The sequence below is a fragment of the Aureibaculum algae genome, from assembly GCF_006065315.1.
GTDB classification, from domain to species: Bacteria; Bacteroidota; Bacteroidia; order Flavobacteriales; family Flavobacteriaceae; genus Aureibaculum; species Aureibaculum algae.
Genome location: NZ_CP040749.1, coordinates 874,137 through 895,757, shown reverse-complemented (window position 1 = coordinate 895,757; position 21,621 = coordinate 874,137). Strand labels below are relative to the sequence as shown.

Genomic DNA, 21,621 nt, shown 5'->3' with positions numbered 1-21,621 from the left:
CTTTACTTCTTAACCCTTTTGCTTATTAATGCTATTTGTCCCATATGATTGGCTTGATGTTCCATGACATGATACCACGCAAAATGATTGTTCATATTGCTATTTTTTACGCCGGATTCAAACCATTTATCATTCTTGGTTTTTAATAATTGTAACGTTTCCTTTCTAACCTCATCCCAAATAGCGAGATAATACGATATATGTTTATCTTTTAAAACCCCTCTTGCATTGTCTCCTAAACTTAAAGCAGTTGTCCATTTTTCTTCCCCTTTATTAAAACCTCTATTCTCAAAAGTGTATAGTTGATAGTATTTTTCAGTAGCTGCTAAATGATATATTAATGCACCAATTCTATTAGCATCAGTATCTAGTAAAAAATCTGTTTCCTCTAGGCTTAAATTTTTAACATTACGAGTAACTCGACTTTTTAAGTCCTCTAGCATAGACACCATATTCCCTATCTGTTGGGTATACCCTTTTTCTGCTTTGATGGTTTGTGCTTGACTAGTAAAACTAGATATTATAATAAATAGTATTGAGATTGAAATAAGTTGAAGTTTATAAATCATAAGATTAAATTTTAATTCGTTTTTGAGGCTTTTAAAGCTATTTTACCTCCAATCCATGCCATTGGTATATATGCTAGTAATATATCAACCACAGCAAACCATGTTGGTCCAGGTAGCATATAATTCACCGCTATTCCTCCCAATAGAAATAATCCTCCAATGGCTAAAGAAAATTTCATTTTATTGTTTACAGCAATTAAACCAGCTACAACTGCTCCGATAAGGGTACCTAAGGCATGCCCCAAAAATGGAAAAATAAAAAAGTTAGCTTCTAACGTTGGCATAACCTCAGCTAAAGCATTCATATCATTTGGATCAACACCTCCAATAGGAAAAACACTATGACCCATTGTGATAAGTCCCATATTTACGAAACTACCCACAAGCCAACCAGCTATAACGGCTAAAACATTTCTTAGTATTGGATTCATAATTGTTGATTTACATTTTAATTAAGTATTTAACTTCCTAAACCACAACTAGTTTAATATTAAAACACCTAATTTAGTAAATAATTATTAAATGAAAATATGATAGTAACGTTATTGGTATAAGACGAAATAATGTTCTTACTCACATGTTTCGAAGCCAGGGGCTAGGGGTAGCGTTTGTTTTATTTATTCAATGAAATCTGAGACACAAACTCAAATCTCCCATCCTCCAATGCCTTTACACTGCATCTAAAAGTATCTTTTAAGCGTAAATTAACAATCAAAAATTCATCAAAATTATAATCATGGACTTCACTTTTCCTTTTCAATTCATATTTTGAGGAGTCTATATTTTTTATGAACCCATCAAGATTTTCTTTGGTCATTGTGATATAAAAATATCTTCCAGAAGGAATCCCATTTCCAAATACTTCTTTATACCTTTTTTCATCAACTCTCCAAATCCTATTGTACATAGAGTCTGGCATATCAAGAGGATCTATTGATTCTTCTAATGTACTAACTATTGTTTCTACTTTTTGAATTGATACTTCTTCATCCTCCCAAATAGGGTAAATTTCTTCTTCATTAGTTTCTTCATCCGAGAAATCTAGCTGGTAATAGTCTAATGTGTCTTTTGTTTTTTTACCAATTAAAATAACATCAACACCCGGCATCCATCTATATCCATTATTCAATAAATCAAATCCTGTTATTGATTTATCAATTTCGAATGGATGACGATTCATCTTTTTTGATTCAGACGAGCAACCAATTAAGGTTGATAGTAATGTTAATAATATAAATGTGCTTCGTATATCCATTATATAACTGCAATATTTTTTTTAAAAAATCTAAAAACCCTCTACAAAATATAATCTGTTCTAATAAAGTTAGATTTTTTAGAATCTAATAAATCTTCTAAAATTTTATTATTGTACTCATTGTCTTTTAAAACTACAGAACAAGAAATTCTGTTTTGTACCAAATGGTGTTAAGTGATCTTCTGTCATGCACTTCATTTTTTCAAACCCATCTCTAAATTCCAATGTTAATTCCTCTTGACTATATTGTTTGATTTCGAGTCCACTACATTTTTCGGGGCCATTTTGTGAAAAATTTCCAATTGCCATGAATCTGCTTACAGACTGCCTTGCCGTTTTTATATATTTTTCTATTTGATCAGTTGTTGTTAGAAAATGAAAATTTGCTCTATCATGCCAAACATCAAATGTACCGTTAGGTTCAAATTCCAAAATATCGCTTACTATCCAAGTTACTTTATCCGCCTTTTTTCCAAGTCGATTCTTAGCTTTTTCAAGTGATTTAGCCGAAATATCAAGTACGGTAATATTTTCAAATCCTTCATCAAGCAAACAATCCACAAGTTTACTATCTCCACCACCTACATCTATAATTCTTGCCGTTTTATTTAGACCGAATGATTGTATAAATTCAAGCGAAGATTTCGGTGTTTCTTGCGTCCAGCTCACTTGGTCTGGATTTTTAGTTTCATAAACTGTTTCCCAATGTTTCTTTCTGTCTAACTTCATATTAATATTTATTGTTTATGCTTTTTGGTATGTTAGAAATAAATACAAACCAAAGATAAATCTTTGAATATTCAAAGATGGATTTAATTTAAAAGTATAATTTATAGTAAATAAAATACTAAAGATATAACTATTGAAATAAAGGGAATGTAATTGTAATCTTTTAACAAGTGTTTTCAAACTCAGTTTCCCTTCTATAAAAATCATTGTCTTTTGAAGTTACAAAACTGTTGGTAGAAAATTTTAAGTATTAAAAAAGTCGAAACTTATTTTGAATATTTTTGTGAAATTGGCACAATAAGTTTACTGAATGTAGCTTTTACTGACATATTTACCGATTTACTTATTTCACTTTAAGATTTTTTTAATTAGTAGTACTAAAGTTGCGATTTACTACCAATAAAGGACTACAGCACAATTTACAAATACATTTCTTATCAATTTACAGGTTTGTGCACATTCATTGTACTTTTTTTAGTTTTTTGGCTTGATTTTGGCACATTGTCGAACAATAAGTTTAAACTAAAATGTTTGCTAGCTAAAAATTAGATAACAAGTATTTTTTAAAATTAAGAAACATAGTATGATTCAAGTTAAAGAGAACAACACAGTAAAAGTAAATTACACAGGAAAGTTATCTGATGGGCAAATTTTTGATAGTTCTGAAGGAAGAGAACCTTTAGAATTTACATTAGGACAAGGACAATTAATACCTGGTTTTGAAAAAGGTTTAATTGATATGAAATTAAATGAAAAGAAAACCATTACAATTCCTAAAGCAGAAGCGTATGGTGAAGTCAATGAGCAATTGATACAAGAAGTAAATAAAACAGAACTTCCACAAGATATGGAACCTAAAGTTGGTATGGGATTAGTTTCTAAATCACCAGATGGTCAAGAAATGAACTTGATGGTAGTTGAAGTTAAAGATGAGAGTATTGTTATTGACGGAAATCATCCTTTAGCTGGTAAAGACCTTATTTTTGATCTTGAAGTGATAGAAATTAAAGATTCAGAGCCAACAAAATAAAATAAGTTACTTATTTATAAAATACCTGACAACACTTGGTTAACAAGAGTTGTCGGGTATTTTTATGTTTATTTTGGAGCTTCTTCTATAAAATAAGAGCATAAGGCCTCATAAATCATTGAAACATAATTCTATTTACTCATTGGGTTCAATATGAATTAATACATGACCTAAGTTAGGTAATTGAGCTCTCAAATAGTCCTTTAAATCATGAGCAATATCATGGCCCTTTTTGACTGAAATATCACCATTTACGATGGCATGTAAGTCTACATTATATTTCATTCCCGCTTTTCTAATAAAACATTTCTCCGTTCCTAAAACCCCTTCTACTTCAGTTGACTTTTCTCTAATTAAAATTATAAGATCACCATAAATTTGTTCATCCATAATTTCACCTAAGGCAGGTCTTAAAATTAAATAACTGTTATACAAAATAATAACTGAAGCAAATAAGGCCGCCCAATCATCGGCAGTTTCATAACCTTCACCTAATACAACAGCTATTGAAATTCCAACAAAAGCCATTACAGATGTTATGGCATCACTCCTATGATGCCAAGCATCAGCTTTAAGGGACGTGCTTTTTATTTCTTTGCTCTTTTTGATAACAACGCGATATGAAACTTCTTTCCATATAATAATTACCCCTAATACTATTAAGGTCCACGATTTGGGAACTTTTTGAGGTGACTGAATATTCTGAATACTTTCAAAAGCAATTATAGTAGCAGAAATCACTAGAAAAGCAACCACAGCAAATGTAATTATAGGTTCTATTTTACCATGTCCGTATGGGTGGTTTTCGTCAGCGGGTCGCTTTGCATATTTAAAACCAAACAAGACCAATAGTGACGCCACAACATCGGTTGCCGATTCAATAGCATCTGCAATCAGAGCATAAGAATTACCAAAGAACCCTGCAACTCCTTTAATTAAAGCCAAACTAATGTTCCCTATTATACTAAAGTACGCTGTGCGTATTGCAGTTTTTTCGGTTTGCAATTTAAAAAAGATTAATCTTTAATTTTTATATTGTTAACACCGCTTACAAAATATAATCGGTACTAATGAAATTAGACTTTCTAGAAGTTAATAGATCTTCCAAAATTTTATTGTTATAGTCGTTGTCTTTAGAAGCTACAAATGTTCTAATAGAAAATGATCTTAATGCATCATGAACACTTAATGTTGATACCGCTGAATCTTTACGACCAGTAAATGGAAAAACATCTGGACCACGTTGGCAAGAGCTGTTTAAATTTACTCTACATACCAAATTTACCAAAGTATCAATTAATGGTGCTAATGAATTTACATCCTCACCAAATAAACTAACTTGTTGTCCGTAATTAGAATCAGCCATAGCGTGTAAAGGCTCTTGAATATCTTTAAAAGTTACAATTGGCACTACAGGTCCAAATTGCTCTTCATTATATACTCTCATATCTTTATTTACAGGATATAAAACCGCTGGAAAAATATAATTCTCTGTAGTTTCTCCTCCTTTTTTATTAAGCACTTTTGCTCCTTTTGCCACTGCATCATCAATTAATTCTTGAATATAAGCTGGCTTATCAGGTTCTGGTAATGGTGTTAGCTTTACGCCATCTTCCCAAGGATTACCATATGTTAATTCATCTACTCTTTTTGCATAACGCTTATTAAATTCTTCACGAATATCCTCATGAACAAAGATTAATTTTAAAGCTGTACAACGTTGTCCGTTAAAGGATAGCGAACCTGCAATACATTCATCAATAGTTAAATCTAAATCAGCATCTGGCAATATAATAGCTGGGTTCTTTGCTTCTAGACCTAATACTAATCGTAATCTGTTTTTATTAGGATGCTCGTCTTGCAATGCAATGGCCGATTTACTATTACCTATTAAGGCCAACACATCTACTTTACCTGTTTGCATAATAGGGGTTGCCACTTGTCTACCTCTACCATAAATAATATTTACTACGCCTTTTGGAAAACTTTTTTGAAATGCCTCTAATAAAGGTGAAATACATAAAACTCCGAATTTTGCGGGTTTAAAAACAGCTGTATTTCCCATAATTAAAGCGGGAATTAACAACGCAAAAGTTTCATTTAACGGATAATTGTATGGGCCTAAGCACAAAATTACACCTAAGGGACCTCTACGAATATGTGCATTTACGCCTCCTTCTTTTGAAAACCTAGCACTGTCTCTATCTAACTCCTTATATTCTTCAATAGTATCGTATATATAATCTATAGTACGGTCAAACTCCTTTTGAGAATCGGGCAAGGCTTTACCAATTTCCCACATCAAGTATTTTACAACCTCATCTCTCTCCTTCTTCATTAGCTCTACAAACTTTTCCAAACATGCAATACGCCCTTCCACCTTCATTGTAGGCCATAAGCCTTGACCTTTATCGTAAGCATCACATGCAGCATCAAGAGCTTCAAGAGCTGTTTCTTTTTCCATAAATGGAATTGTACCCAACAATGTCGGTTTATATTCCTTCGTTGAAGAAATGCTTGAAAAAACCTCCGTAGTTTTTCCAGTCCATGATTTTAATTCGCCATTTACCAAAAAAGTTTTTTGATGAAATGGTTCTGTAATTTGATATTGCGTTGGGATATTCATAATGAGTTCATTTTAAAAAGTAAAAATACTATATTAAGAAATAAAGACCGTTGAGATTCAAAGAAAACAACGAAAAGGTTTGCATCTACAATTTACTGATTAACACTATACTAAGAAATCAAATAAGTCAGGCTTGTTATTTATATACTCTCCAAAGAAATTTCTAGCTTTCATTCTTGTAATTAAGGGTTCTAAATCTTCCTCATTTTTCAATTCTATACCAACTACCGCAGGTGCATTTTCTTTACTGTGCTTCTTTGTATATTCAAAATGCGTTATGTCGTCATTTGGGCCTAAAATTTCTGCAACAAATTCCTTTAACGCTCCAGCTCTTTGCGGAAAACGAATGATAAAATAGTGTTTTAAATTTGCATATAACAGAGCCCGTTCTTTTATTTCTGAAGTTCTGGTAATATCATTATTACTTCCACTTACAATACAAACGACGTTTTTACCCTTAATTTCTTCCTTAAAACTATACAATCCTGCAATTGACAACGCACCAGCAGGTTCTACTACTATAGCATCTTTATTGTACAGATCTAGAATAGTTTGACAGACTTTACCTTCTGCAACAGTGGTCATTTTATATAAGTTTTCTTTGCAAATATCAAATGTTAATTGCCCAACTTGTTTTACAGCTGCACCATCGATAAACTTATCAATAGTGTCTAAAATTACCACTTTGTTTTGCTCAATTGCTGTTTTCATGGAAGGAGCTCCTTCTGGCTCAATACCAATAATTTTTGTTTCGGGAGATACTAATTTAAACACACTTGATACTCCAGAGGCCAATCCTCCACCTCCAACTGGAAGAAAGACATAATCAATCGGTTTCTTTGATTTTTCAATTATTTCTAATGCGATTGTCGCCTGGCCTTCTATAATTTTAATATCGTCAAAAGGATGAACAAATGTTTTATTTTGATCGGAACATAGTTTTTTTGCAGCGGTTGAAGCATCATCAAAAGTATCTCCAGTTAACAACACTTCTACAAAATCTCCACCAAACATTCTAACTTGCTCTATCTTTTGTTTGGGTGTTGGAGTGGGCATTACTATGGTACCATGTATCTTTAACTTATTACATGCAAATGCAACCCCTTGAGCGTGATTACCGGCACTGGCACATACAATTCCGTTTTCCGTTTCCTTTTTAGTTAAAGAACTAATTTTATGGAATGCTCCTCTAATTTTATAGCTTCTAACTTGTTGTAAATCTTCTCGTTTTAAAAAAATATTAGCACTGAATATTGACGATAAATTTAGATTTTTTTGCAAAGGTGTTCTTATGGCCACCTCCTGTAAAATTTCAGCAGCTTGCTTTACCGATTCTAAAGTTATATTTGTTGATGTATTTTGACTCATTTGAAAATGCAATATTAGTAAAAAAACCTACAATTCCATCTTAATGGAAGTGTAGGTTTTAAAATTATTATTTTGTGTTAAAATTTAAAAATATAGTACCGTAAAACGCTCTTTTAAATCACTACCAAGAAGGCAGAAACATACTATATCTCAATCTTTTTATTAAACAATTTTTTTCATTGCCGTCATAGAAGCTCTTAAGCTTGCTCCAATACTCTCAACTGGATGTTGTCTTATCGCTTTGTTCACTGCTATTAATTCTTGATTTTCAACTCCATTATCTTTATCTTTTCCATATGCCGTACCAATTACATCAATATCTATACCTTTCATAAAATCGGTTAATAATGGCTTACAAGCATGATCAAATAAATAACAACCATATTCTGCAGTATCAGAAATTACTCTGTTCATTTCAAACAGTTTTTTTCTTGCGATAGTATTGGCAATTAATGGCGTTTCATGTAATGATTCGTAATAGGCAGATTCTGGTTTTATACCCGCTTCTGTCATTGTTTCAAAAGCCAATTCAACACCTGATTGCACAAACGCAACCATAAGAACTGCATTATCAAAATATTCTTGTTCTGAAATTTCTTGACTTGTATTTTCTGTTTTTTCAAAATCAGTTTCACCTGTAGCTTCTCTCCAAGTTAACAAGTTTTTATCACCGTTAGCCCAATCTTCCATCATCGTTTTTGAAAAATGACCACTCATAATATCATCCATATGTTTTTGAAAAAGTGGACGCATTATTTGCTTCAACTCTTCATTTAACTTGAAGGCTTTAATTTTAGCAGGATTTGACAATCTGTCTAACATATTTGTAATACCACCATGCTTTAAAGCTTCGGTAATAGTTTCCCAACCGTATTGGATTAATTTTGAAGCATAAGCAGCGTCAACTCCTTTTGCAACCATTTTATCAAATGACAAAATTGAACCTGTTTGCAACAAACCACATAGAATAGTTTGCTCTCCCATTAAATCTGATTTTACCTCAGCTACAAATGAAGAGTTTAACACTCCTGCTCTATCTCCTCCTGTTGCAGCAGCATACGCTTTTGCTTGCTCAAAACCTTTTCCTTCAGGATCATTTTCTGGATGAACAGCAATTAATGTAGGAACTCCAAATCCTCTCTTATATTCTTCTCTTACTTCTGATCCAGGAGATTTTGGTGCAATCATAATGACAGTAATATCTTTACGCACTTCCATACCCTCTTCAACAATGTTAAAGCCGTGAGAATAAGATAATGTAGCTCCTTTTTTCATCAAAGGCATTACCGCTTTTACTACAGCAGTATGTTGTTTATCTGGTGTTAAGTTTGAAACTAAATCAGCCGTTGGAATCAATTCTTCATAGGTACCAACAGTAAATCCATTTTCAGATGCGTTTTTAAAAGAAGCTCTTTTTTCTTTAATTGCACCTTCTCTTAAGGCATAAGAAATATCTAAACCTGAATCACGCATGTTTAATCCCTGATTCAATCCTTGTGCACCACAACCAACAATTACAATTTTTTTACCTTTTAAAGCTTTTACACCTTCTGTAAATTCTGATTGGTCCATAAAATCACATTGCCCCAATTGTTCCAATTGTAATCTTAATGGTAGTGTGTTAAAATAATTTGTCATTTTTTGATACTTTATTATTGTTTGATTTATTTATTTTTATAATTTATTTAAATATCGAGAAGCTCTTCTCCATACATTTTCCTTACAACTATCACTTCAAAAAAAATGAAAAGTGACCACTATGAGATATTCCCCTTAAAATCCTGAAAGGGACAATAATTACTATTAACTATATTCTTTTAATAATTCTGAAATAGCCATTTTAGGTCTTGAAATTGCAATACGTCCAGAACGAACAAATTGTAATAAACCATAAGGCTTCAGTTTATCATGCATATTGTCTATCTCATCTTTTAAGCCTGTAGCTTCAATTACAAAATAATGTGGTGTAATGGCTACTATATTTGCTCTTTTAAATTTCAGTCTACTTTGAATGTCTTCATCATAAAGGTGTTTTGAAGAAATTTTAAACAAAGCAGTCTCTTGGTATATAATTTCATCCTCAGTATGAGAATAGGCTCTTATGACTTCAATCTGTTTTTCTAATTGACCAATCAACTTATCTGATTGTGATTTTGTGATATTTACCACAAAAATAAATCTGTGCACATCGTCAATTTCCGACTTAGAAACAGTCATGCTTTCAATGTTGAAATGACGCTTTAAAAATATGGCCGAAAGGCGATTTAATATACCTATATTATTTTCAGTATAAACCGAAAATGTAAATTTTTGAATATCTTCCATCTAATTATATAATTAACTTAATCTAACATCTGAAACACTTGCACCTGAAGGAATCATAGGAAATACATTCCCTTCTTTTTCTACACAAACTTCTAAAAAGAAAGCATCTTTTGAATCCATCATTCTTTGAACTGCACTTGCTAAATTTTCTCTTTTTGAGACTTGCTCCGCTTCAATATGATACCCTTTTGCTATGGTTATAAAATCAGGATTAATCATTTCTGTAGAGGCATATCTTTTATCAAAAAATAGTTGTTGCCATTGACGTACCATCCCTAAAAACTCGTTGTTTAACACTACAATTTTTACAGGTACTTTTGTTTGATAAATAGTACCTAACTCTTGTATAGTCATTTGGTAACTCCCGTCTCCAATTATGGCAACCACATCTCTATCAGGTTGTCCCATTTTTGCCCCAATAGCCGCAGGTAAAGCAAAGCCCATTGTACCTAATCCACCAGAAGTTACATTACTTTTAGACTTATTAAATTTAGCATACCTACAGGTTATCATTTGGTGTTGACCAACATCAGATACAATAATAGCATCTCCTTTTGAGGCTTCATTAATCTGTTTGATAACTTCACCCATAGTTAAACCTTCCTTTTCAGGATATAAATCATTTTTAATGACTTTATCATATTCGATGTCCATATAATCTTTAAATTCTTGCATCCAATCTGCATGAGAATTTTTATTGATTTTTGGTAAAATTTTAGCTAGGGTTTCCTTAACATCTCCCAATACAGCAACATCTGTTTTCACATTCTTATCAACTTCGGCAGGGTCAATTTCAAAATGAACAATCTTTGCTTGTTTCGCGTAGGAATCTAAATTTCCAGTAACACGATCGTCAAAACGCATACCAATTGCGATAAGTGCATCACACTCGTTTGTTAATTTGTTAGGACCATAATTTCCATGCATACCTACCATACCAACGTTTAACGGATGGTCTGTTGGCAATGCTGATAAGCCTAAAATAGTCCAAGCCGAAGGAATTCCTGCTTTTTCTATTAATGCTTTAAATTCTTCTTCTGCCTTACCTAAAATAACACCTTGACCAAAAACGATCATTGGTTTTTTAGCCTCATTTATAATTTCAGCGGCAGTATTTATAGCATGCTCATTTATATCTGGTATTGCTTTATAACTGCGTACCGAAGTACATTTTTTATATTCGAAATCGAATTTTTCAAACTGAGCATTTTTAGTTATATCAATCAAAACAGGACCAGGTCTTCCAGAGCGAGCTATATAAAATGCCTTCGCCATAATTTCTGGAATTTCAGAAGCATCAGTAATTTGATAACTCCACTTCGTAACCGGCATTGATATACCAATAATATCCGTTTCTTGAAAAGCATCAGAACCCAATAAGTGTTTTGCCACCTGACCTGTAATACAGACCATTGGTGTAGAATCTATTTGAGCATCTGCAATACCCGTAACCAAATTGGTTGCTCCAGGGCCCGAAGTTGCAATGGCAACTCCAACTTTACCTGTAACCCTTGCGTAGCCTTGAGCAGCGTGTGTAGCACCTTGCTCGTGACGTGTTAATACATGTTGTAACTTGTCTTGGTACTTATATAGCTCATCATAAACAGGCATAATTGCTCCACCTGGATAGCCATAAATTAAATCAATACCTTCTTCTAACAAACATTTGATAACGGCTTCTGCACCCGAAATATTTACCATTTTAGAAGTTGTTGTTGGTTTAACAGTTTGTGTTTCTGTACTCATAATTTATATTTTAGAACTCGTCTGTTACACATCCTTTTGATGCTGACGAAACCGTTTTTGCATATTTGTATAATACTCCTTTACTAAATTTTAAATCTGGTTGTTTCCAGTTGGCTTTTCGTCGCTTCAACTCTTCATCAGATACCGTTACCGTAATACTATTTGTTTCTGCGTCAATAATAATCTCATCACCGTTTTCAACTAAGGCAATTGTACCTCCATCTTGAGCCTCTGGTGTAATGTGTCCTACCACAAAACCGTGTGTACCACCGGAAAATCTACCATCGGTAATCAATGCCACATCTTTACCTAAACCAACACCCATAATGGCTGCTGTTGGCTTCAACATTTCTGGCATTCCTGGACCACCTTTTGGGCCTTCATAACGGATAACGATAACATCTCCTTTTTTTACAATACCATCTCTAATTCCATCATTGGCTTCAAATTCACTATCAAATACTCTTGCAGTACCTTGAAAGCGTAGGCCTTCTTTTCCTGTTATTTTTGCTACGCAACCTTCTTCTGCCAAATTACCGAACATGATACGTAAATGACCTGTAGCTTTTATTGGGTTTTCCAACGGTTTTATAACATCTTGACCATCTGATAAATCTTCAACATCTATTAAATTCTCTGCCAATGTTTTTCCTGTTACAGTTAAACAATCACCATGTAACAAACCATTCACTAAAAGATATTTTAGTACTGCTGGAATACCACCGACTCGATGCACATCTTCCATTAAATATTGACCACTTGGTTTTAAATCAGCCAAAAATGGTGTTTCATCACTAATTCTTTGAAAATCTGCTAAAGTAAACTCAATATCTGCAGCTCTAGCTATTGCTAAGAAGTGCAATACTGCGTTTGTAGAACCTCCTAAAATAGTTACCAAACGCACCGCATTTTCCAATGACTTACGTGTGACAATATCTGAAGGTTTAATATCTTTCTCTAATAATAAACGCATGGCACTACCTGCTGCAATACTTTCTGCTTCTTTTTCAGCACTAATTGCTGGGTTTGAAGAATTATATGGCAAAGCCATACCTAACGCTTCAATAGCCGAAGCCATAGTGTTTGCAGTATACATACCTCCACAAGCACCAGCTCCTGGAATTGCTTTATGAATAATTGCTTTATATTCTTCCTCACCCATTGTACCTGCAACTTTTTCGCCCCAAGCTTCAAATGCAGAAACAACATCTAATTTTCTATCGTTATGACAACCTGATGCAATTGTTCCTCCATATACTAAAATCGATGGTCGATTTAATCGCAACATCGCTATTAAGGCTCCAGGCATATTTTTATCACAACCAACAACCGTAACCATTCCGTCATATGCCATAGCTTGTACTACTGTTTCCATAGAATCAGCAATAACATCACGAGAAGGTAATGAAAAACGCATACCAGGTGTCCCCATAGATATACCGTCACTTACACCAATCGTATTAAAAATTAAACCAACAATATCAGCATCTTTTGTACCCTGCTTGACGAGCTTGGCCAAATCGTTTAAATGCATGTTACAAGGGTTCCCCTCATAACCTGTACTAGCAATACCAACTAAGGCTTTGTTAAAATCTTCATCACTTAATCCCACAGCATGTAACATGGCTTGTGCAGCTGGTTGGGTATCATCTTGAGTTACGACTCTACTATATTTATTTATCATAAAACTTTATTATCGATTTGGGTACTACTGAAATTTTACTATGCATCTACGAAAGTAGTTTTTACATGATTTATTTAAATGTCTTATCTTATTACTACATTAAATTCAATTGACAATTTATTACGTTACATATTGACTTTCAGTGTTTTAATTACTAAAATAAATTATATTCAATTCAAAAAAAAACCTTCCTAAAATTAGGAAGGTTATTATATTTTAAAATAATAATACATTCCCAATTACTGCCATGGAATAATCACGACATTAAGAATAGTAGTATTGATTAAATTTCTTGTTTTCATTTCTTATACAAATGTTACTAAATAATTTTAAAATTCCTAATTAATGAATTATAATTAATTGGTTGATTTAAACTCCAACTTCTGCTTAAACCCTTTAATCACCTTTTCATTCAAAAGCATAGGTACAAACTCCCCTTTATTATACTTTTCAGCTTGGTCTTTGTAATGTTTACTCAGTACATTACCCGATTGCCCAGTTGGTAAAATGCTCTTGCTATTTTCTATGTCTGAAAAGTCAATTACCCTTCGTGTTGATGGACCAAATGCGACTTGATAATATCCTGTACTATCCAGCTTAAACCCCAAATTATTTATTACTTCTGAACCTCCATTTATTTCAAAAGGTCCAACATTAAAGTAGCTTCGTAATGCCGCAATTTCCCCCATAGGATGTTTGTGCTCCACAGTGTGCACTTTATTCCACGTCCATTCATCAATCGATTTCCCTAGTTGATTTTCCAAAAAAGCAACCGCATCTTTTATAGATTTTGTAATAATATGTTGTTTGGTTTCTACCTTGCCTTGCGTAGAAATATCATCCCACCATATGGAATTGTCTTTTGCCATTTGAAATGCATTCATTCTCTTTTGTAACCGGGTATTTATAAACTGATTAAAACTAGACCCCATTTCATCCTTAAAAGTATTGACTAAAAATGCATATATAAAGCGATTGTAAATTGTCGGAGCGATACTTTCTAGCTGATAATTACCATCCCAATTTTGTAAAATTTGAATGGCTTTTTTTTCATTATCATTAAAATCATCTGCTTTTATACTTGTTAATACATTCTCCACTATTGATGGTGTTACAGCACTGGTAACATCATTAATCATAACCATTACATCTTCTTTGGTGAAATCGTTTTTTGCTTCTAACAATTGTACAATTCGTTTCGCTCTATCTTCTGGTAAATAATAGCCAGGATACAACCTTCCATCAATAGAATCGGGTTGATTATTGGCGGAATACACATAGTTGCTTTTCGGATTTATGGCTTGAGGGTTTTGAGAAAAGTCTAAATATTTAACTTTTTCATTTGTTCCACTAGCTCCGTTTAATATGACTTTTGGATTTACACTATCATTCAATTTATATAATTTTGCTGCAGCAAACCATGCTATATTATCATCAGCATCACCATACATCATATTTAAACCCGGAGCGTGAATTAATGCCGCGGCCTCTTTAAAATCGTAAAGTGACATTGAATGAGACATACCGTAGCAAGCATCTAAAAGCTTATTATTTAATTTGGTATATATCCAATCCATAGCTATAGGTCGCTCATCTGTAATGTGCTCAATAATACCATTCATTAGTGGACCGTGCTCACTTACTTTTATTTGATACTTAACCGATTCTGAATCTTTAACTTTTATTTCTTTGTCAATTACTTGATACGTTTTAAATCCATCAACTGTTTTATATTCATTTTTATTTTGAGGATTATTTTCTTCGAAATAAAAATCGACATCGTCATTTTCAAACATGGTAATACCATAACCATATTTTCTATTATGACCGAGTAATGGAAATGGAGTTAAGGCCAAATTATAACCATACAACTCATAATTAGGTGTTTTGATATGCGATTCGTACCAAACCGAAGGTTGACTAAAACCAATATGTGGATCATTAGCTAATATAACTTTACCATTTTTTGTTTTATCAGCTCCAATTACCCAGCTATTACTTCCGATAAAAGGCGAGATGGGTAAATTTTCATAGATATCATTTACTGCATTGGCCAATCCTTTTTCTAAAATATGATTTACTTCATTTTTAATAAGTGTTGAATTTTCGGTAATGGTTATATTCAGTTCTTTTAAATAATCTGCACCTAATTTTTCCTTTATTTCCGTTAATAAGGGGTCTGTCTTGTGTGCAATTGCAAAACTGAAGGCCATATAGCCAAATACATTATAAACGTCGTTTAAAGTGTATTCTTCTTTGTCTAAACCAACTAAATAAAACTCTATCGGTTTTGGTCCGTTTTTTATAAACTGATTTATACCATCTATATACGCCATGGTCTGCTTATACGCTTTTGAATGTTTGTTTAAGTTGGCAATGGTTTTTGCCGACGCTTCTTCAATACCTAATCCTGAAAAAAACTTGTCTGTTCTGATTAGTTTTTCTCCAAACAATTCTGAAAGTCGTCCTGCGGCTAATCTTCTAATGACCTCCATTTGCCATAATCTATCTTGGGCATGTACATAGCCTAACGCTCTTCTGGCATCTAATTCATTTTGAGCGTAAATATGCGGCACGCCATAATCGTCATAATAAACTTCTACTTTATCAGATAATGAGCTTAAGTTTAATTCTCCATTATAAGTAGGTTTTAAGTGTTGTACAAAAAAGTAAAGAGCAATCCCTATTAAAACTATAAGAAGTACTAAATATTTAAGTAGTTTTTTGACGATACGCATGGGTTAAGATTGTTTTCTCAAATATAGGAAAAAATAAAGGCCTTTATGTATCATGATCTACTATTACATTTAGTATTTCTTGTATAAATAAAAACCTCTTAAATCTAGATTTAAGAGGTTTTTTATAGTTTTAAAATTGGAATCCTAAAATTCTTCTTCGCCATCGCGAATTGGAACTGTTTGTGGTGTAAAATCTTGTCCACCCCATAGGTCTCCGTTTTCATCAATTTTACTATAGTCATATGGCCAACGGTGCACTGCTGGTATCTCACCTGCCCAGTTACCATGGATGTGGTCTACTTCAGTAGTCCACTCTAATGTATTTGCATGCCAAGGATTTTTAGGAGCTCGTTTTCCTTTGTAAATACTAAAGAAAAAGTTTGCTAAAAATATAATTTGTGCCAATCCACCAATAATAGCAAAGATGGTCATTACTTTATTAATGTGTAATAAATCATCAAAAATTGGGAATGCAGTATTGTTATAATAACGTCTTGGTAAACCTGCTAGACCAATAAAGTGCATTGGAAAAAACACTCCATAAGCAGAAATTGCTGTTAACCAGAAATGTAAATAACCCAAGTCTTTATTCATCATTTTTCCATACATTTTCGGAAACCAATGATACACACCAGCAAACATTCCAAAAATAGCAGATACACCCATTACTAAGTGGAAGTGAGCTACTACAAAATAAGTATCATGTACGTTAATGTCAATTGCACTATCTCCAAGAATTAATCCTGTTAGCCCTCCTGTAATAAAAGTAGAAACAAAACCTATAGAATATAACATGGCAGGATTCATCCGTAAATTACCTTTCCATATGGTTGTTATCCAGTTAAATGCTTTTACAGCAGATGGTATGGCAATTAATAAGGTTGTAAATGTAAACACAGAACCCAAGAATGGATTCATACCTGTTACAAACATATGGTGACCCCAAACGATTGTAGATAAAAATGCAATAGCGATTATAGAAATAATCATTGCTCTATATCCAAATATTGGTTTACGTGAATTCGTTGCTAATACTTCAGATACAATACCCATTGCAGGTAAAATTACAATGTATACTTCAGGGTGACCTAAGAACCAAAATAAGTGTTCAAACAATACTGGAGAACCTCCTTTATAATGTAATACCTCACCCGCTATATATATGTCTGATAAAAAGAACGAAGTTCCAAAACTTCTATCCATTATCAATAATAATGCTGCTGATAATAATACTGGAAATGAAACCACACCAATTATTGCAGTAACAAAAAATGCCCAAATGGTTAATGGCAACCTTGTCATTTTCATTCCAATAGTTCTCAAATTTAATACCGTTACGATATAGTTTAATGCTCCCATTAAAGATGAAGCAATAAAGATAGCCATAGATACTAACCACATCGTCATACCTAAACCAGAACCTGATATTGCCTGAGGTAATGCACTTAATGGAGGATAGATTGTCCAACCCGCATTTGCTGGGCCTGTTTCAATAAACAATGACAACAACATGATTACACTTGATAAAAAGAATAACCAATATGATAACATATTAAGAAATGGAGATGCCATATCTCTAGCACCAATTTGGAACGGAATTAAAAGGTTACTAAATGTACCACTCAATGCTGCCGTTAATACAAAAAATACCATAATGGTACCGTGTATAGTAACCAAAGATAAATACATATCTGGTGTCATAACACCACCTTCACCAGCTCTACCCAAAAAAGCTTCTATTATGCTAAAAGATTGTTCTGGATACGCTAATTGTAAACGAAACAACATAGACATAAACACGCCTATACAACCCATAACAATACCTGTAATTAGATACTGCTTAGAAATCATTTTATGATCTTGACTAAAGATGTACTTCGTTACAAAAGTTTCTTTATGATGATGATCTGACATATTCTAAAATATTTATTTTTTATTATTTATTATTTATTTGGGCAAAAGTATTTTGAGTAGCTAACCATTTATTAAAATCAGCCTCTTCATCAACAACTATTTTCAATTGCATATTGTAATGTGAAGATCCACAAATTTTATTACATAAAATTAGATAATCAAATTCTACAGCTTCTTCACCTTTTTCCTTTCTAAGTTCATTGATGGCTTCAAACTTCGCCTTAGTATCCTCATTCAAACGCATTTCAGCAGTTGTTACTACTGGTGTAAAAGCTATTTCAGTGACCATACCAGGTACAGCATTCATCTGAGCTCTAAAATGAGGCATAAAAACAGAATGCAATACATCTTGAGAACGAATTTTGAATATTACTTTTCTTCCTTTAGGAACATGAAGTTCTTTGACGAACTTACCTTCATTTACAACCAACGGAATATCATCGGCAGAATTCTTATCGGTCATATCAACACCCATAGTGTTTGTACCTTCAATAAAACGAACATTTGCAGAACCTAATTGGTTATCCTTTCCTGCATAACGTGCATCCCATTGAAATTGCTTACCGTATAATTCTATAAATATTGGATCTTTTGCATCTGACGAATCCATAACATTATTCCATGTCCAAATACCGTAGATAATTAATCCAGACAGTACAATCGTTGGTATAACTGTCCAAATCGTTTCTAATTTATGGCTATCGGCAAAGAAAAACGCTTTTCTATCGTCAATTCCTCTATACTTAAAGCTAAAGAAAAATAACAAAAATTGCATTATAAATTGAACAACCAAAATCAACGTCATGGTCATTACAAACAAGTTGTCTATATGATACCCTTCTTCTGATGCTGATGCTCTTGGTAACAATACATCTTTAGCACCATACATGCTATATATCATTAACCCATAAATAAAGCCCATAAGGCCCAACATTAACCATCCGTTAATGTTATTTTCTTTTTCTGTAGCTGTTTGATTATCAACTTTCGTTAAGCCTAATAATTTTACAAATTGCCAACAAGCAACAATTAAAACTACAAAAATGATAATAAAAAATAGTGCCTTCATCTGTTATGCTTGATATTTTTTAATAATGGAAAACTTCACTTTCTTTAATAAATGGATTCTCTTTAGGAAGCAATGGTGCTTTTGTAAGTGAATTAAACACTACAAAAATAAACAATCCTGCAAAGAATAATAATGCTCCTATTTCAGGAATGCCAAAATGCCAATGACTACCTACTGTACCTGGTGCAACCATTACAAACACATCTAAATAATGACCTGTTAATATAATTAAACCTGCCAATACAACAAACCATGGAATTCTTTTGTAATCACTATTCATTAATACTAAAATAGGAAATACAAAATTCATAATTAACATACCAATAAATAAGGGTTGGTATTCGCCTATTAATCTAGGATAAAAATATGTTGCTTCTTCCGGAATATTTGCATACCACTGTAACATAAACTGTGCGTACCAAAGGTAAGTCCAGAAAATACTAAAGGCAAACATATATTTTGCTAAATCGTGTATATGACTATCATTAACTTGAGGTAAAAAACCTCTAGATCTTAGATAAATCGTTACTAATGCTATTACTGTGATTGCTGAAACAAACATACTAGCAAAAACATAGAATGAATATAATTGACTAAACCAGTGATGATCAATTGACATTAACCAGTCAAATGCCATAAATAATTCTGATACTAAGAATACGACTAGGAATACTACAGAAAGATTAAAACTCCTTTTGAAATATTTTAAATCACCAGACTCATCTTGTAATCTAGAATTTTTAAGGATAAAATGTCTAAAACCAATCCAGATTGAAACGTAAATAACAGCACGTATTAAAAAACCTGGTATGTTTAACCACCAATCTTTTGTTTCCATAGCAAAATCAAAATTTGCCGCTGTTGGGTCCGCACTAGCATACATCCATGCGAACATGTGGTTACCATGCATTGCTGATGCTACTAAAAAGGCAAGTACTATTAAAGAACCAATTCCTATATAGCCTGTAACACCTTCCATAACTCTGAACAATAATGGCGACCAACCTGCACTTGCTGCTCTTTGAATGGCATAATAAACCAACGCACAAACACTGATCAGTAAAAAGAAAATCATAGGTACATAAATAGCAGTCCAAGGTCTGTTCTGAGCCTGCATTAGTACATGTTCGTAATGTCCAGCATCATCACCATGCTCAACTGCAGCTGCATGATCATTCTCTGTGGCATGTTCGCCTTTTATCGCACCCGTTACTTCATGAACATCTTTGGAAGCATGGTCGTCAACTTCTGCATGCTCTGCAGTGGTTGCTCCATGTGTATCTTCCGCATTATGCATCATTGCTTTTACGTCATCAACGGTTTTTGGTGCTGTGAAAAAGCCATAACCTATACCTAAAGCACCAATAATGATTAGTACTAATGAAAAGGTCTTTAATCTACTTGAAAATGTGTACATATCTTTTAATTCTTGCTAAATCAATATTATTTTAACAAATCTTTTCTTAATTGTTCAACATAAGCTGTAACTTGCCAACGCTCTTTCTCATTTAACTGTGAAGAATGAGATCCCATTAAGTTTCTACCGTACATAAGTACATGGTAAATACTTCCTTCTGTAACTTCTCTATCTTTATAGTTAGGAACACCTAAAAACTTCTCATTTTGCACAAGTACACCCTGACCATCACCTTTTGTTCCATGACAACTTGCACAATAGATACCATATAGATATTTACCTTGTTTCATATTGTTTTCAGAAATACGTGCTATTGAATCTGTAGATGCCTTTTCCCATAATGGAGAGCGTACAGAATCTTTTGCATACTGGTAGCCAATTTCAGAATTTGGAACATCATAAGTACTTTTACCTCTTGCGATCGTTCCGTCCACTGGTAACTGAGCAGATATTCCATTCTTAAACACAGGGTTTGTAGAATAGGTTTCATATGATACCGCATTATACATGTCAGTATCACCCATATATTGTACTTGTCTACTTCTCTTACTATCTCCAGCACAAGAAACCATCAGCACTAGTAGAGTTACAATTGAAGTATATTTTATAAAGCTTTTCATCTTATATTAATGTTTTTCTTTTACTGATATTTCTTCAGCACCTGTTTTTTCTAATAATGCAATTAGTGCATCTTCGTTTCCGTCAACTGCAACTTCCATTAAAAACTTATCATCTGTAGTTCTAGGATCTGGATTGTCAGCTGTTTGAAATGGCCAAATTTTACTTCTCATATAGAAAGTAATCACCATTAAGTGAGCCGAAAAGAATACAGTCATCTCAAACATTACAGGCACAAACGCCGGCATGTTTTCTAAAAAACTAAAACTAGGCTTACCACCAATATTTTGTGGCCAATCTACTATCATTATATTATTTAAAAACCATATAGCAAATGCCAAACCTGTTACCCCGAATATAAATGCCATTATAGCCAAACGAGTTGGTGGTATGCCCATTGCTTTGTCTAAACCGTGTACTGGAAAAGGTGTATAAACCTCATCAATATGATGGTGTGCTGCTCTTACCTCTTTTACGGCATTTAAAAGCACATCATCATCATCGTATAATGCATGTATTACTTTAGAACTCAT

At 33.1% G+C, this 21,621-nt stretch carries 18 protein-coding genes; 1 reads left to right on the top strand and 17 read right to left on the bottom strand.

All coding sequences use genetic code 11. The features are described from left to right. Positions 1–2: 2 nt before the first annotated feature. The 4 genes from FF125_RS03555 to FF125_RS03540 form a co-directional block, all read right to left on the bottom strand. Entirely contained in the window at positions 3–569 is a 567-nt protein-coding gene (locus FF125_RS03555; RefSeq protein WP_138948487.1) for a DinB family protein, read from the bottom strand. A gap of 11 nt (positions 570–580) precedes the next feature. Continuing rightward, positions 581–1,000: a hypothetical protein gene (locus tag FF125_RS03550; RefSeq protein ID WP_138948486.1), complete on the bottom strand. Its 420-nt coding sequence runs from the start codon at positions 998–1,000 to the stop codon at positions 581–583. A gap of 182 nt (positions 1,001–1,182) precedes the next feature. Then, positions 1,183–1,749: a hypothetical protein gene (locus FF125_RS03545; RefSeq protein ID WP_138948485.1), complete on the bottom strand. Its 567-nt coding sequence runs from the start codon at positions 1,747–1,749 to the stop codon at positions 1,183–1,185. A gap of 192 nt (positions 1,750–1,941) precedes the next feature. Continuing rightward, positions 1,942–2,553 (bottom strand): class I SAM-dependent methyltransferase, encoded by a 612-nt coding sequence (locus FF125_RS03540; RefSeq protein ID WP_138948484.1) that lies wholly within the window; start codon positions 2,551–2,553, stop codon positions 1,942–1,944. A 583-nt stretch (positions 2,554–3,136) separates the two neighbouring features. Between FF125_RS03540 and FF125_RS03535 the strand changes: the two genes are divergently transcribed. Continuing rightward, entirely contained in the window at positions 3,137–3,583 is a 447-nt protein-coding gene (locus FF125_RS03535) for an FKBP-type peptidyl-prolyl cis-trans isomerase (RefSeq protein ID WP_138948483.1), read from the top strand. Positions 3,584–3,718: 135 nt separating this feature from the next. Here the strand turns inward: FF125_RS03535 and FF125_RS03530 are convergent, their stop codons facing one another. The 13 genes from FF125_RS03530 to FF125_RS03470 form a co-directional block, all read right to left on the bottom strand. Beyond that, positions 3,719–4,588 (bottom strand): cation diffusion facilitator family transporter, encoded by an 870-nt coding sequence (locus FF125_RS03530; RefSeq protein ID WP_138948482.1) that lies wholly within the window; start codon positions 4,586–4,588, stop codon positions 3,719–3,721. Between the two features lie 43 nt (positions 4,589–4,631). Continuing rightward, a complete protein-coding gene (locus FF125_RS03525; RefSeq protein ID WP_175418859.1) occupies positions 4,632–6,209 on the bottom strand; it encodes an NADP-dependent glyceraldehyde-3-phosphate dehydrogenase in 1,578 nt (525 codons plus the stop codon). 105 nt (positions 6,210–6,314) lie between these two features. Continuing rightward, entirely contained in the window at positions 6,315–7,577 is a 1,263-nt protein-coding gene (ilvA, locus tag FF125_RS03520) for a threonine ammonia-lyase (protein ID WP_138948480.1), read from the bottom strand. 162 nt (positions 7,578–7,739) lie between these two features. Beyond that, positions 7,740–9,215 carry a ketol-acid reductoisomerase gene (ilvC, locus tag FF125_RS03515; RefSeq protein WP_138948479.1) on the bottom strand — a complete coding sequence of 492 codons (1,476 nt, stop codon included), beginning with the start codon at positions 9,213–9,215 and terminating at the stop codon, positions 7,740–7,742. Between the two features lie 165 nt (positions 9,216–9,380). Continuing rightward, positions 9,381–9,902, bottom strand: a complete 522-nt coding sequence (gene ilvN, locus FF125_RS03510) for an acetolactate synthase small subunit (RefSeq protein WP_138948478.1) — start codon at positions 9,900–9,902, stop codon at positions 9,381–9,383. Between the two features lie 12 nt (positions 9,903–9,914). Next, positions 9,915–11,648 carry a biosynthetic-type acetolactate synthase large subunit gene (gene ilvB, locus FF125_RS03505; protein ID WP_138948477.1) on the bottom strand — a complete coding sequence of 578 codons (1,734 nt, stop codon included), beginning with the start codon at positions 11,646–11,648 and terminating at the stop codon, positions 9,915–9,917. Positions 11,649–11,658: 10 nt separating this feature from the next. Beyond that, positions 11,659–13,332 (bottom strand): dihydroxy-acid dehydratase, encoded by a 1,674-nt coding sequence (gene ilvD / locus FF125_RS03500; RefSeq protein WP_138948476.1) that lies wholly within the window; start codon positions 13,330–13,332, stop codon positions 11,659–11,661. Positions 13,333–13,688: 356 nt separating this feature from the next. Next, on the bottom strand, positions 13,689–16,070 hold the full coding sequence (locus FF125_RS03495; protein ID WP_138948475.1) for a penicillin acylase family protein: 2,382 nt from the start codon (positions 16,068–16,070) through the stop codon (positions 13,689–13,691). Positions 16,071–16,214: 144 nt separating this feature from the next. Next, a complete protein-coding gene (locus tag FF125_RS03490; protein WP_117881767.1) occupies positions 16,215–17,984 on the bottom strand; it encodes a cytochrome c oxidase subunit I in 1,770 nt (589 codons plus the stop codon). A 22-nt stretch (positions 17,985–18,006) separates the two neighbouring features. Continuing rightward, on the bottom strand, positions 18,007–19,053 hold the full coding sequence (locus FF125_RS03485; protein WP_138948474.1) for a cytochrome c oxidase subunit II: 1,047 nt from the start codon (positions 19,051–19,053) through the stop codon (positions 18,007–18,009). 19 nt (positions 19,054–19,072) lie between these two features. Then, the gene (locus tag FF125_RS03480) at positions 19,073–20,470 is read right to left on the bottom strand and encodes a quinol:cytochrome C oxidoreductase (protein WP_138948473.1); all 1,398 of its coding nucleotides are present in this window, start codon (positions 20,468–20,470) and stop codon (positions 19,073–19,075) included. 26 nt (positions 20,471–20,496) lie between these two features. Continuing rightward, positions 20,497–21,090, bottom strand: a complete 594-nt coding sequence (locus FF125_RS03475; protein ID WP_138948472.1) for a c-type cytochrome — start codon at positions 21,088–21,090, stop codon at positions 20,497–20,499. Positions 21,091–21,096: 6 nt separating this feature from the next. Next, a complete protein-coding gene (locus FF125_RS03470; protein WP_138948471.1) occupies positions 21,097–21,621 on the bottom strand; it encodes a DUF3341 domain-containing protein in 525 nt (174 codons plus the stop codon).